Here is a 12270-nt window from a genome sequence, read left to right on the forward strand (position 1 = left end):
CTGCGGCGCAGCCTGGCGGACCGCGGGCTGCTGGCATGGTGCGGGTCGAGACCAGCGACACATAAGAGCAGGGGGGCGGGTAGACGCTGCTGCGTCAGCCCACAATCGGTGTCGGTCCCACACCCGTTAATCGAGCACATGCAGCAGACGACGGCCCAGCCATGCCACGCATGGCACCGCCATCGAGTTACCGATTGCCTTGTACCGCGGTGAGTCGGCAGCCGGCTTGCCGCGGTAGGGCACCAGCGTGTAGTTATCGGGCATACCCTGTAGACGCTCGCACTCCATCGGCATCAACCGGCGTACACGCCATGTCGACCAGTCCGGCGACCCGGCGACTGGATGGTGAGGGTCGTACTGGAAGTGCGCCTCGACGCCGCAAGGGAGGGCGACATGCGCCTTGTCGCTACCGCCTTGCGATGCCCGCAGCGCCGGGGACAGGTGGTCCCCCAATTCGGCCGTCGCACCGTGGCCGCGGCCACGAAGGGCGACGCTTGCGACGAGGGGAAGGCCATAGCCTGGCTTGCCTTTCGACATCAGTGTGCCGGCCAGTTCACCATGACCCGATTCCAGGCGTACCTCGCCGCGATTGTTCTGGGCGAATGCAATCGTGCATGCGCTTCGCCTGCGATCGGGGCGTGAGCCGACGCCCGGCGCGAATACGATGGGCACACCGCGCCCTGTGCCGTCTTCACCGCATCCTTTGCCACCGTTGGCCGTGTCCAGGGTGTGGCTGATAACACCGGTGACGGATTGCACGGCGAAGGTCTCGACATCGAAGTCGCTCCTGTGTCCCGGTGCGGTGAGGCAGGCCGCCCGCTCGATGGGGCCGCTGGTGTTGCCGCCGCCAAAGCAGGCCGAGAGGGTGACTTTCCCGTAGCCGGATGTCAGTCCGTAGCCGCGCGGGCTTGCGCCGATAGCGCTTGCTGTAGCAACGGGGGGAGGGTCTTGCCGCGCTTGCCAGCCCGGCGCAAGATGCCCCGGCATGCCACCGGGCTCAAAAAGTACTGCGGCGGGATCGAATCCGTCTCGACCACTTGCCACAAGAAACACGCGGCGGCGGCGTTGGGCGACGCCGAAAAATTGAGCATCGAGCACCCGCCAGGCGATGGCGCGCCGGGGTCCATAGACACAACCAGCGTGCGTCCACCGGGACCCTGCTGGCTGCAATGCACGGCCCGCCCCAGCCAGCGCGCCAAGAAGACAGCCAAAAGCGCTGGTGCTGTCCGAGAGGACACCCGGGACGTTTTCCCAGACGAAGACGGCGGGCGCTTCGCGGCGCCGCTGGCGGACGTGATCGATGGCATTGGCAAGCTCCACATAGGTGAGCGTGAGGGCGCCGCGTGGGTCGGACATGCCGCGGCGTGCGCCGGCAACGCTAAACGATTGGCATGGTGTGCCGCCGACCAGAATGTCGGGCGCGCAGACGGTGCCGTCGCTGACCTGGCGGGCGATGCCGTTCAGATCGCCGAGGTTGGGAGTCGTGGGGTAATGGTGGGCCAGAACGGCGCACGGAAACGGATCGATTTCCGAGAACCAGGCCGGTTCGAGTCCCAGGGGGCGCCAGGCGAGGCTGACGGCTTCGATGCCGCTGCAGACACTACCGTAGCGAAGATGCGAGGGGGAAGTCATCGTAGGGGTTCCTGTCGGGAGAGCGTGGTCGAAGGGCAGCGCGGGCCGCGAGGACAGTCGGACGCTTCCCATGGCGTGACGGGAAGAAGGCACCGAAGGTTGGAGCAACCTTCGGTGGGGAGGACGATGCCACCTGTGGGCTGATGCACGGCTCAGGCTGTCGTCAAAGCCTTGCGCTGTCTCAGCAATCGCACCCGGTCCGTGTCGTGGCTGGAACCGATATTCGTTGGCACACATCCGTGCACAAACGGAACCCGCATTCGCCGGCGGGTGCGGCATGGAGTACCTGCGACCGCAGTGGGTCTCCTTGTCGCTCGCAGCAGCAAGCGGTCAGGAGACCCACCGCCATGGCAGGAAGAGCAGCAGATCAGGAGCGATGGGGCTGGATGACGGATTTCTTCTCGTCTGCGCGAGCGGCGCGGACGGACACACCATTGCAAGAAGATCGGAGTGTGTTCGGGGCCTCGCGAGAGCGAGGTACAGGAACATGGTATTCAGTGCCTGGTCGGCGAAGATCGGGATGATTTGCGCGACGAGCGTTTGTTGCCGGACGTTTCGATCGGCATCGTGCCTTTGCAATCCGGATAGTGACTACAGGACCAGAACGGGCCGTTCTTGCCGTTGCGTTTGCGCATAACCGATGCACAGAGCGGGCACGGTGGACTCTCAGGCAGCGTGATGGCCAGACGAGCCCCACGATATTGCTGGACGAGCTGGTCGATCCAGGCGGACTGTCTGGCGATGAAACTGTCCAGCGTCATCTGGCCGGCCTCGATCATGTCCAGCGCCTGTTCCCAGATCGCGGTTGTGCCCGGATCGGCGATCGCTGCTGGCACCGCGTCGATGAGCGTGAAGGCAGCCTCCGATGCGCGGATGGCACGGCCCTTTTTGACCAGGTAGCTCCGAGCTAGCAGGCCGCTGATGATGCTGGCGCGCGTGGCTTCGGTACCAATGCCCGTCGTCTTCTTCAGCTTCTGCTTCAGGCGCGGGTCGGTCACGAGTCGGGCGACCCCTTTCATCGCCTTGACCAGTTCGCCCTGCGTGTACGGCTTGGGCGGCAGCGTTTTGGAGGCCTTCAGTTCGACCTGTTCGACGCCGCAGCGCGTGTTGCTCGATAGCGGCGGCAGGATCTGGCTGCGCTGCGCCGGCTCATCGTCTGCTGCGTCGGGTCCGCTGTTGACCAGTACCAGGCGCCAGCCCGGTACCACGACCTGCTTGCCGGTCGCCTGCAATGACTGGCCGCCCGCGGTGAGCATCGCGGTCGTCCGGTCGAACTCATGGTGCGGCAGGAACTGCGCCAGATAGTGTGCGCGAATCAGGCCGTACACCGCCCGTTCCTTGTCGGACATGGCGGACAGGTTGGCCGGCTCCAGCGTCGGGATCATGGCGTGGTGCGCCGTCACTTTGCTGTCGTTCCACGCGCGCGAGCGCTGGGTCCGGTCGAGCTGATCGATCAAGGGGCGCAAACCGGGATCGGTGGCGAGCAGGGCATCGACCACGGCCGGCACTTCGGCCAGCATGCTCTCGGGCAGGTAGCCCGAGTCCGAGCGGGGATAGGTCGTCGCTTTATGCGTCTCATACAGCGACTGCGCGATGTCCAGCGTTTCCTGGACGTCGAGCCCGAACTGGCGTGAGCAGACTTCCTGCAAGGTGCCGAGATCGAAAGGCAGTGGCGCGGCTTCGCGCACGCGCTCGGTTTCCACGGACAGCACCTGCGCTTCGCGTCCCGCGCGAATCCGATCGGCCGCCTGTTGCGCGACCGACTGCTGCAGGCAGCGGCCTGCTGCGTCGATCGTACCTTCCGGTGCGAGCCAGTCGGCGGTGAATGACTGGCCGTTGCCTGTCAGCGTGGCCGTCACACTCCAGTACGGCACGGATACAAATCGGGCGATCTCCCGATCGCGATCAACCACCAACCGCAAGGTGGGCGTCTGTACGCGGCCCACCGACAACACGCCGTCGTAGCCTGCCTGGCGACCAAGCAGCGTGAACAGCCGGCTCAGATTCATGCCGATGAGCCAGTCCGCACGCGAGCGCGCCAGGGCCGAGTAGTACAGCGGCAGCGTTTCCGCTGCCGGTTTCAGGGCCGCGAGCGCCTTACGGATTGATGCATCGTTCAGAGCTGATAACCACAGACGCTCGATCGGTCCGCGGTAAGCACACAGGTCGAGAATCTCGCGGGCGATCATTTCGCCTTCACGGTCGGCATCGGTCGCGATGACGACGGCTGATGCCGACCCGATGATGTTGCGTACCACCCTGAACTGGTCAGCGGTCTTGTCCTTGACATCCACGCGCCAGTGCTCCGGGATGATGGGCAACTGTTCGATGGACCAGTACTTGTACTGCTCGCCATAACCTTCGGGCGGAACCGCTTCGACCAGATGGCCGATGCACCAGGTCACTATGATGCCGGGACCGCTGTAGCAGCCGAAGGCGCGTTGACTGGCGCCCAATACCCGCGCGATGTCCTTGCCCTGGGACGGTTTCTCGCAGAGAAATACACGCATACCGCCTCCACTGGAATGACGTTCACTGAATGAGCGTCAGCATGTCCGGCGGATCGGCGCAGCGCTGCAAAGTAACCGGCAGCGGCCACTTCGTTTTGTGTCGCGGCGACTGGACGACAGTGGAAGCCGTTAGCGCCGGTTCCCTGATCGTGCACGCGATGTTTCTGCGTTATGTGATCAACGATTGAGCCAATGGTCCTGGCGACGATGGCGAACGGATCGGGAAGGCTGCGTGTTCCGCTATACCACTGGTATAAATTGGCGCAGGACGCGAAGGCGTGGTGACTGGCGCATGCCGGGCGGCGGAAACCTGTTCCAGCCGCCCGGGTCGGCCCGATGGTTATTCATCCGTTGCAGCCGGGGACTCTCCTGTTGCTGATTTCGGACGCATCGTGACGCTTGCAATGCGGTACGGCAGGATGCTCACGCCGCGGGCATTGATCCTGTATGTGGTGCGCGGCTTGTCGTCATCGTCGGTCCAGTCATCCCGCTCTTCGCGACCGCTGACCTGCACCCGCATGCCCTTCTGGAACAGGGTGGCCCATTGTTCGGCATCGCGGTGCCACCATTCAACTGGTGCCCAGAAGCCGCCGCGATCCTCAAAGCCGTCCTTGCCCGGTACCGGGTTATCGAAATAAACGTTCAGGCGTAGCACCCTGCGCGGTTCTTCGTTGCCATTGGGAATTTCGCGGAACTCGGGGGGCGAGCCGATATTGCCGTCACCAAAGAAGTGTGTGCTCATGAAGATTCCTTCGTTGTGCTGGAGGGAGGGGAGACGGATCGGTCGATCCGTCGGTGGTACACCGCTTCGGCCCGCGCCACCTTGCCGGCGCAGTCCTGGGCCTGACGGGCGAGGGTGTGGGCGAGGCTCACCTGCATGTTGAAGACGATGCGCTGCAGCTCGATGGCGAACAGATCATCGATCAGTGAGGCGGGCGTCTTCGGGTCGGCCATCAACGCCTCCCACAGCGCCACACCCATCGCCGAGCGATCGACGTTGCGCCAGCGCAGAAAGGTCGTCCCTGCGCCAGTGGTTTGCTGGGCCAGGTGTGCGGACAGCAGGCTGAAGGGATAGCTGCGCACCTGCGCCAGAACATGCCGCTGCGCCAGGGCGATCAGATCGTCGCGTACCGCCACACACTGGCTGGCCCAGTCCTCCAGACTCCCCTTACTCTTAAAGGGTTTTAAAAGGCCTTTTAGGTAGGCTGCGTGTTCCAGCCGCTGGAAGTCAGTCTGTTCCAGTGTTTTGAAGCGGGACGATGTCGTCATGCCGAGGCGTCCCCGGTGTCGTCAGGCCCGGATGTCCCAACGACTGGCGCAGGATCTGTCGCTGCATTGGTGTCGGCATCGAGATCGGCGGTGGAAGGCGCAGTCCCCGGACGCGTCCGCCCGGCGCCGCCGCCCAGTGCGGAGCGGCGCGCGATGGGGGGCGCGAAGCGTGAGCGGCGTGTGCCTTCCAGTACGTCCTGCGGCAACGGCCCGAACTTTTCCAGCGCGGCGCGTGCGGCGGCATTGTTGGCGGCGAAATCATCGCGCTGCGTGCCCGAGTATTTGTACTGCTGGGCCAGCGCGAACAGACTGCGCAGCGCGTGCGCCCCTTCGTTGAGCCAGCGCTCCAGTGTGTTGCGATCGATCATCGCGGTGTGGTGGGCGAGGATCAGACGACGGGCCAGTTCGTCGAAGTCCGCGAGCAGATAGACGGCCATGAAGCCGAGCTGGGCATTGATGAACAGCGGCAGTTTGACCGGCTGCACGTTCAGGTTTTCGCCCACACTGAGGGCCGCAGGGACGGCAGTCAGCGCCTGATCGACCTGCTCACGCAAGACCTGTAATCGTGTCCTGGTGTCGGTGAGCTTGTCCTCGACCCGTAGCATCCACCAGTCCGAGTAGGGGTCGTCCTGTTCGGCGCCGCGCTTCATCCTGTTCATGATCGAGACGAAGCCGTTCAGACCGATGATGCCCGGCCGTCCTTCGGCCGCGGCGCGGCCATGCCAGATGCGCGAGGCGTGATGGGTGTGCAACGTCAGCGCCATGGCGCTGCGCAGTGAGCCGAGATTCAATTCCAGTTCGTTGGCCATGCTGACGACTCGCTTGGGGAGGGAGCCGTCAGCATCACCACGAGACGGAAGGACGTCAGTGAACAATACGACGCCGCATCCGACGTGTTCGTGCTGTGGAAGGCGGCGTGTCCCGCTATACCACTGGTATAAATCCAGACGACCGGCCAGAGCGAGGTGCCGATCGCGAGCCGATCGGCTGGCGGGAAGGCTGCCTGTACCGCTGTACCACTGGCATAAATTCAGATGGCCGGTGGGAGCGGTGTGCCGATTGCGAGTTGATCGGCTGACGGGAAGGCTGCCTGTACCGCTATACCACTGGTATAAAGCCGGCGAACGGGGGCGCCGGAACGGAAGGCCGTCCGAGGTATATCAGGTGATGCGCAGCATCGCGCGCAGTCGTGCGATGTGTTCCTGCGCCTGCGCCGGATTGCCCGGCCGGCGGGGCGGTGTTTCTGGACGAGCCGGTGCCCTGGCAGGCGTGGCCTGTTGAATCGCCCATGCCTTGAACTCACCGCGGATGGCTTTCTGGATCGTGCCAAATAAGTAACCGGCCGGATGGCGCACGATGCTGGCCTGACATCGCGTATCCCATTCGTCCAGGACGGCTTGCTGCAGGTTCGCTTCGACCTGTTGCAACGCGATGAGGGCGCCGGCCTGTTGCTCGTCCTTCAGCGCGTTGAATCGTTGCGGTAGACGAAGATGGGGTGGTGCCGACGCCTCGCGCACGCGCGGTACAGTACGTACTTCTGAATAAATACTCTTGGTACGTACTGTACGGTCCTGCTTCGGATTCGGAAGTGGCGCGACAGGTAAGGGTTCGCGCCCCGCTTCGGATTCGTGAACGGCAGCATCCTGTGGATAACTCACCGCAGTCGAGGCGGTCGCGTCCTCACCTGCGGATTCCCAACCTTGCCGGGCCAGGCGATCCATCACGATCTGCAGGCGGGTGGGCAAAATCCGGCCGCCGAGCATCGGGTCTTCACTGATCTCGCGCAGTACGTGCTGGCCGATGCGCTGGATGGCCTTGCTAGCGTGCGTGAGCGCGTGGCTGACCAGACCAAGGTACTCGGGGTCGAGTTGCATCGCCTCGAACGGTGTCAGGGGCTCGTCGTGCAGCACATAGACATTGCCCTGCATTCGACCCGTCCTGGGATCGCGCCGGCGCTGCACGAGACTCAACCAGCGCGTGAGGCGAAGGAGTGTGAGGGCGCGCGCCACCGTCTCGAAGGAGGCTTTCGCCGCGCAGGGCATGGACGCGAGAAACGGACGCAACTGCTCGTAGGTTGGAAACGCGGTCAGGCCATCGGTGTTGAGTTGCATACGGATGACCTGCCAGGCGTTGCGTTCGAGCGGGGTAAGACGGGGGTCGAGGAACAGCGCGCGCGGCACACTTTCGTGGCGATTGCCACTGAACAGGAAAGCGTCGCCCGAATTTATCGTGCGTGTGAGGATCGATGAGGGCATGGCTAGATGAGACCCTGCTCGATCCAGTTCCGGATAGCGGTCCAGACGACGGAAGCCGGCAGTTCTAATGCTTCGGCGAGATCCAGGGCCAGGGGCAGCATCGCCATATCGTCGTTCAGAGCCATGTCACGCGCCTTGACGGCGGGCTTCCAGCGCTCCCATAAGGCGGCTTCCTGCGCTTCGCTCAGTACCGGATGGCGCCCCTTGCGTTTGGGCAAGCCAATGATTTCCCGGCGCAACGCCACTTCCTGATGGGTTAGTCCATAAAAGCGGCTTACCATCTCGGTACTGGCGCCGAGACGTAGCATGCGGTCGACCGTGGCGATCTCGGTTTCGACGTCCTGCACCTGTCGCAGCAAATAGTGAAGGACTTCGCGATTGACTTTCACCGAACACCAGGACACCGTCGCATTGAGCAGAATGCTCACCATCGCGGGTTGCTTGAGCGCATCGAGTTCCCGCTCGCCAAAGCCCATCGCCTGGCAGCGACGCAGTTGTCCGTTGCGCAGATCGTGCAGGGCCTGCGCAATGACCGCCTGATTCAGCGGGTGCGGTGACGACATGATGGACTCCCTCGGTTTCAGTTGCCGGCCGCGGCGGCGTCATTCGAAGGCGTGCCGGTTTCCAGTTCCAGCAACCGCCGTGCGAGTCGCAGCAGACGAAAGAGCTTGACCAGGGCGACGTCACTCAGGCGCATCGCGGGGCTGTCATCAAGGCGACCTAGCAGTAACGGACCAAGCGCGTCAGCCAATCGGAGGTGATCAATCGGCGTGGGTGGAGGGCCGCCGCGTTGATACCCTGCGCTCAGGACGTGCAACAGCATCAGGACGGCACGGGCGAAGAGCGCACTGGCAGGTGCGGATGCATCGGCTTCATCCACTTTGCAGATGAAGCCGATGCCGTCGGCTGTCGCGTCGATGGCGTGCGCCCGGTCAGCCTCCGCCGCGATTTCCTCGGCAAACTGGGCGATGTGCACGCGCAGGCGCGCGGGCGCATCCAACCCTGGATCGATATACCAGACGTCGGAGATGGGGTAGAGCCCACCGACCTGGACTGGCATCGCGTGCAGAACGTTTGCCACGAAGTCGGATCGAGGATTGCCGAGCTGATCGGCAATCATCTGCTGGATGGACTCCAAACGCTCCGTGGTCGGTGCCGGCGACACTATATGCGTCCTGAGCCGTGCGTCGTCGGCTTGCCCGTCACTGTCGTCGGCCGCTTTCGGATGAGGTGATGACGGCGCAGCCGGAGCAGTCGCGCGCGGTAGGTCGGCGGCTTGCGAGACGGGTAATGCAGACGATACCGGAGAAACTGGTGAGTCGGGATCTACGGGGACGGGCGGCACCGGCGCGACGCGCGCGGGATCGTCCCCGCCCGGATTCGAGGCTAGCGTCAGTGTTGGTGACGGGGACGGTTCGCTGATCAGTGCACGTTGACGGCTCTCGGTATCGTGAATCTCCAGCTGCAACGCATCGTAGTCGGCACCCAGTAACTCGGCCATCTGGCCGACCAGTTCATCCTGCACACGCTGGATCGAGAGGGCATCCGGTTCGCCGTCAAACGACGCGAGTACATCCTGGAACAACGAAGGAAAGTCGACCGATGTGTGTCGGACCGCCGCCCGGGCGTCCCATAACCGGGCCGCCGCGCGGCGCAGCGCCGTCAGACGCTCGATTTGTGGCCGTCCGAGTCCGGCGTAAAGCAGGTGCGGGATCGCCGGCAGCAGATAGCGCACGGTATCCTGCATGCGGCTGATATGAGGCTGATTGACGGGATAGCCGTCTGTGGTCAACCGGCGTGATAGGCCAGTCTGCGTCAATGAGGTATTGCTTTCCTGCTCGTAGAGCTCCCGTGCTTTCTCGACGGCCAGCGCCCGTTCGATGAAGGACAGGCCGCCATGCAATTCGTTTTCAGCAAGATGGCCGGTGAGCGCAATAATCTCTCCCCGGCTTGACCACGGCCGGAAGAGGCAGGCAATGCGGAAGAAGCGTTCGTCCCTGGTCTCGGACCACAGCTCGCGCAGGACTGCAAGCCGGGTATTGCCGCCATTACGGACAACATAGTGGGCGTCGCCGGGACGGCGGGTGATCGCCGGTGGCGCGTCGAGCCCGCGCTCGCGAATCGAGGCCTTGATGTCATCGTAGAGTGGGTTGCGCGTGACCCGCGGATTGTGCTCGTAGGGGCGTAACTGATCGAGCGTGACGATCATCGGTGTGTCGGCGATCGGGTCGCTCAGCGACGCTGCGTCAGGGCCCGTGCGCTGGAAGCCTTCGGCCAGTAGTCGGGTCGCCATGTCGCTGGAGGCAGGATCAACCATCACGATCGCTTCCCGGCATCGGAGTCGTTGCCGCGATCTGCGCAATCCGTGCCACACGACGCAAATGTGCGCGCGCATTGCGTATGGCGCGGTGATCGCTGGCGGTCGCGCTGGTGTAGATCGGCGGTAGCCCCGGCTTGAGGAATTTGAGGTGGCCACCGGCGGTACGCTCGACATCCCAGCCTTCGCGCAGCGCATATTCGATGAGCGGGCGCAGCTTCCGATGCCCGCGGGCCAGTTCATGAACGTTGGGCATGAGACGGTGTCCTGGTTGCCCGGCCGTCGACCTGTGCAAACCGGTCGATCCATTGCGGAAACAGTTCGCCGGCCAGCGCACACATCGTCTCGATGGCCGCGGGGGTGACGCGGCCCGAGGGACGTCGATATTCCACCCGGTGTACGGGCAGCGCCTGGGTGGCGGCGCGTGGGTAGGCTTCGATCGCCGGTATGTCGGTCGTCAGGATCTGGATGGCCGGCTGATCCCGAAAAATCTGCTGCAATGTCTGCTGGATCAACCGGGCGCTGCTCGAAACCGGCGGGACCCGGTTGATGAGCAGGCGCAGAGGCGGTGGTGTGATGCCCAGGTGGCGAAAGGGTGCGATGTCCTCGATCAGCTGCAGGGTGCCGCGCCGTAACTCGCGTGCCGCGAGGATTTCCGGTGTGACAGGGGATATCGCCAGATCGGAGGCTAGCACCGCCATCTCCAGCAGAACGCTGCGCGCGCCCTGCGTGTCGATCAGGAGGACATCGTAGTGGGGGGCGAAATGCGGCAGGAGATTGCGCAGCCGTACACGGCCATCGGGCGCATGCAATAGCAAGGTATTGAGCTGCCCCTGGTCATCATTAGACAGGATCAGGTCGAGGCCACGTATGGCCGTATGCGATATCAGGCGCTCAGGGTCCTGCTCATTGAAGACCAGCAGTTCGTAGATGCCACCTGCCGCTCGTGCCAGTAACGTGAAGTAACTCGACAGGGTGGGCTGGACATCGAGATCGAGCAGAAGGGCGCGCAGGCCGGCATCGGCCAGAAAGCCGCCGAGATTGGCCGCGGTCGTGGTCTTGCCCACACCGCCCTTGGTCGAAATGATGGAAATGACCTGCATGGCGCCGCTTCCCGAAGCCATCAGACCGGAGCCCGTTGCTCACGCTCATTGCGCCGGTCCTCAATCCATTGGTCAATCTCGACCGAATCCCAGCCGACGGCGCGCACGCCTAGCGGAATGGCCTGAGGGAATTTGCCCGCCTTCATCAGGTTGTAGATGTGGGCGTGCTTGAAGCCGGTCCTGGCTTCGACCTGGGGTAGCCGCAGGATGCGGCGTTCGGTCGGCATTGCGGGAAGATTGATCTGCGCAGACATTGGAGGCACTCCTTGACGCTCGGTAGCTTGGTTGGGAATGGTCTCTATTGAATGGGCTGCTGTCGCCGCACGGAACCCTAAATAGGATCTCCGACGCCCCAGATAGGGTGTTGTGTTTTCAACCGGAATGAAATCGTCGCTTTGCTTCGGCGAACTTGTTTTCCAGGGTGCTCTGCGAGATGCCCAGTGCGTTGCCGAAGTGGGCAATCAGGGCGTTGATGATTGACTCCTGGGAGCTGAAGCTGGAGTAGGGCCGACCCGAAGGCGACTGGCTAAGCATCAGGGTCAGCAGGCCGGCGATGATGTTCAGATAGGTAGTGTGGCTGCGCGGCCCGGGTTCGCGATGCTGTTGCTTCAGGGCTAAGGCGGCCTTATGCTCGGCATTGAGCACCTGATGCTGCGCATGCAGTGATTCCCACGCTCTGGTGCGTTCGGCAAGTTGAAGATTGAGCGATTCGTGTTCCGCCAGCAGGATGTGCACAACGTCCAGATTAAGCGACGGATGCAAATGGCGCTCAAGCGCGTCGAACAGGAATTCGGGCTTCTGATCGGGGTAGAAGCGTGCCATCCAGGCCTTCAGGTCGACGTGGCGGATGGTGAGAGCCGGGTCGTCGAGCAGCAACGGGTCATCGCTGGTGATTCCGCATCGTCCGTAGGGCAGATCGCCGTTAGCCATCGCGTCGAACAGGCGTTCTGTATTCAGGCGCAACGCGGGCCAACGCGGGAAATCGTCTGGTTCTGGGAGTTTGCGTGGACCGAGCGTGGCAAGGATGCGGGACTCGTATCGGACCAGTCCAGACCATCGGATGGCCGCTTCAATGGGACGATAGAAAACCCGCTGCATGTCGCTTATATCAGTGGTTTTAGGCATTTTAATTACCTTATTTCGAGAAACTCCTGTTCCTGAATGGAGGACACGTGTGTGGATTT

General features: G+C 63.3%; 13 protein-coding genes. 1 reads left to right on the forward strand and 12 read right to left on the reverse strand.

Annotated features, from left to right (window positions below; translation table 11 throughout):
• Window positions 1-126: 126 nt before the first annotated feature.
• Window positions 127-1632 (reverse strand): DNA cytosine methyltransferase, encoded by a 1506-nt coding sequence (locus BGI01S_RS05200; RefSeq protein ID WP_042323000.1) that lies wholly within the window; start codon window positions 1630-1632, stop codon window positions 127-129.
• Window positions 1633-2126: 494 nt separating this feature from the next.
• Window positions 2127-4142: a DNA topoisomerase III gene (locus tag BGI01S_RS05205; protein ID WP_042323003.1), complete on the reverse strand. Its 2016-nt coding sequence runs from the start codon at window positions 4140-4142 to the stop codon at window positions 2127-2129.
• Between the two features lie 41 nt (window positions 4143-4183).
• On the opposite strand from BGI01S_RS05205, the gene BGI01S_RS30075 reads away from it, so the two are divergent.
• Window positions 4184-4330 carry a hypothetical protein gene (locus BGI01S_RS30075; RefSeq protein ID WP_157004122.1) on the forward strand — a complete coding sequence of 49 codons (147 nt, stop codon included), beginning with the start codon at window positions 4184-4186 and terminating at the stop codon, window positions 4328-4330.
• 152 nt (window positions 4331-4482) lie between these two features.
• Here BGI01S_RS30075 and BGI01S_RS05210 read toward each other — a convergent pair whose 3' ends face one another.
• The 10 genes from BGI01S_RS05210 to BGI01S_RS05255 form a co-directional block, all read right to left on the reverse strand.
• On the reverse strand, window positions 4483-4884 hold the full coding sequence (locus BGI01S_RS05210; RefSeq protein WP_042323005.1) for a single-stranded DNA-binding protein: 402 nt from the start codon (window positions 4882-4884) through the stop codon (window positions 4483-4485).
• Window positions 4881-5411 carry a DUF3158 family protein gene (locus BGI01S_RS05215; RefSeq protein ID WP_042323007.1) on the reverse strand — a complete coding sequence of 177 codons (531 nt, stop codon included), beginning with the start codon at window positions 5409-5411 and terminating at the stop codon, window positions 4881-4883. Before BGI01S_RS05215 ends, BGI01S_RS05210 begins: the two co-directional genes overlap by 4 nt.
• Window positions 5408-6220, reverse strand: a complete 813-nt coding sequence (locus tag BGI01S_RS05220; protein WP_042323009.1) for a PFL_4669 family integrating conjugative element protein — start codon at window positions 6218-6220, stop codon at window positions 5408-5410. Before BGI01S_RS05220 ends, BGI01S_RS05215 begins: the two co-directional genes overlap by 4 nt.
• A 351-nt stretch (window positions 6221-6571) precedes the next feature.
• Entirely contained in the window at window positions 6572-7666 is a 1095-nt protein-coding gene (locus BGI01S_RS05225; RefSeq protein WP_052400421.1) for an STY4528 family pathogenicity island replication protein, read from the reverse strand.
• 2 nt (window positions 7667-7668) lie between these two features.
• On the reverse strand, window positions 7669-8229 hold the full coding sequence (locus tag BGI01S_RS05230; RefSeq protein ID WP_042323012.1) for a DUF2857 domain-containing protein: 561 nt from the start codon (window positions 8227-8229) through the stop codon (window positions 7669-7671).
• Window positions 8230-8246: 17 nt separating this feature from the next.
• Complete coding sequence (locus BGI01S_RS05235) at window positions 8247-9983, reverse strand: ParB family protein (protein WP_042323014.1); 1737 nt, start codon at window positions 9981-9983, stop codon at window positions 8247-8249.
• Window positions 9976-10239: a hypothetical protein gene (locus BGI01S_RS05240; RefSeq protein ID WP_042323017.1), complete on the reverse strand. Its 264-nt coding sequence runs from the start codon at window positions 10237-10239 to the stop codon at window positions 9976-9978. The genes BGI01S_RS05235 and BGI01S_RS05240 overlap by 8 nt, the downstream gene beginning before the upstream one ends.
• Window positions 10223-11086 (reverse strand): ParA family protein, encoded by an 864-nt coding sequence (locus BGI01S_RS05245; RefSeq protein ID WP_042324409.1) that lies wholly within the window; start codon window positions 11084-11086, stop codon window positions 10223-10225. The genes BGI01S_RS05240 and BGI01S_RS05245 overlap by 17 nt, the downstream gene beginning before the upstream one ends.
• A gap of 20 nt (window positions 11087-11106) precedes the next feature.
• The gene (locus BGI01S_RS05250; protein WP_042323018.1) at window positions 11107-11340 is read right to left on the reverse strand and encodes an AlpA family transcriptional regulator; all 234 of its coding nucleotides are present in this window, start codon (window positions 11338-11340) and stop codon (window positions 11107-11109) included.
• A 118-nt stretch (window positions 11341-11458) separates the two neighbouring features.
• The gene (locus tag BGI01S_RS05255) at window positions 11459-12211 is read right to left on the reverse strand and encodes a hypothetical protein (RefSeq protein ID WP_042323020.1); all 753 of its coding nucleotides are present in this window, start codon (window positions 12209-12211) and stop codon (window positions 11459-11461) included.
• Window positions 12212-12270: the final 59 nt, after the last annotated feature.

It is taken from the genome of Paraburkholderia ginsengisoli NBRC 100965 (assembly GCF_000739735.1).
In the GTDB taxonomy this organism is placed as follows: Bacteria; Pseudomonadota; Gammaproteobacteria; order Burkholderiales; family Burkholderiaceae; genus Paraburkholderia; species Paraburkholderia ginsengisoli.

Excerpts from the sequence above, each read along its gene's own strand:
- BGI01S_RS05200 (WP_042323000.1), bottom strand. The coding sequence starts at position 1,632 with ATGACTTCCCCCTCGCATCTTCGCTACGGTAGTGTCTGCAGCGGCATC.
- BGI01S_RS05205 (WP_042323003.1), bottom strand. The coding sequence starts at position 4,142 with ATGCGTGTATTTCTCTGCGAGAAACCGTCCCAGGGCAAGGACATCGCG.
- BGI01S_RS30075 (WP_157004122.1), top strand. The coding sequence starts at position 4,184 with ATGTCCGGCGGATCGGCGCAGCGCTGCAAAGTAACCGGCAGCGGCCAC.
- BGI01S_RS05210 (WP_042323005.1), bottom strand. The coding sequence starts at position 4,884 with ATGAGCACACACTTCTTTGGTGACGGCAATATCGGCTCGCCCCCCGAG.
- BGI01S_RS05215 (WP_042323007.1), bottom strand. The coding sequence starts at position 5,411 with ATGACGACATCGTCCCGCTTCAAAACACTGGAACAGACTGACTTCCAG.
- BGI01S_RS05220 (WP_042323009.1), bottom strand. The coding sequence starts at position 6,220 with ATGGCCAACGAACTGGAATTGAATCTCGGCTCACTGCGCAGCGCCATG.
- BGI01S_RS05225 (WP_052400421.1), bottom strand. The coding sequence starts at position 7,666 with ATGCCCTCATCGATCCTCACACGCACGATAAATTCGGGCGACGCTTTC.
- BGI01S_RS05230 (WP_042323012.1), bottom strand. The coding sequence starts at position 8,229 with ATGTCGTCACCGCACCCGCTGAATCAGGCGGTCATTGCGCAGGCCCTG.
- BGI01S_RS05235 (WP_042323014.1), bottom strand. The coding sequence starts at position 9,983 with ATGGTTGATCCTGCCTCCAGCGACATGGCGACCCGACTACTGGCCGAA.
- BGI01S_RS05240 (WP_042323017.1), bottom strand. The coding sequence starts at position 10,239 with ATGCCCAACGTTCATGAACTGGCCCGCGGGCATCGGAAGCTGCGCCCG.
- BGI01S_RS05245 (WP_042324409.1), bottom strand. The coding sequence starts at position 11,086 with ATGCAGGTCATTTCCATCATTTCGACCAAGGGCGGTGTGGGCAAGACC.
- BGI01S_RS05250 (WP_042323018.1), bottom strand. The coding sequence starts at position 11,340 with ATGTCTGCGCAGATCAATCTTCCCGCAATGCCGACCGAACGCCGCATC.
- BGI01S_RS05255 (WP_042323020.1), bottom strand. The coding sequence starts at position 12,211 with ATGCCTAAAACCACTGATATAAGCGACATGCAGCGGGTTTTCTATCGT.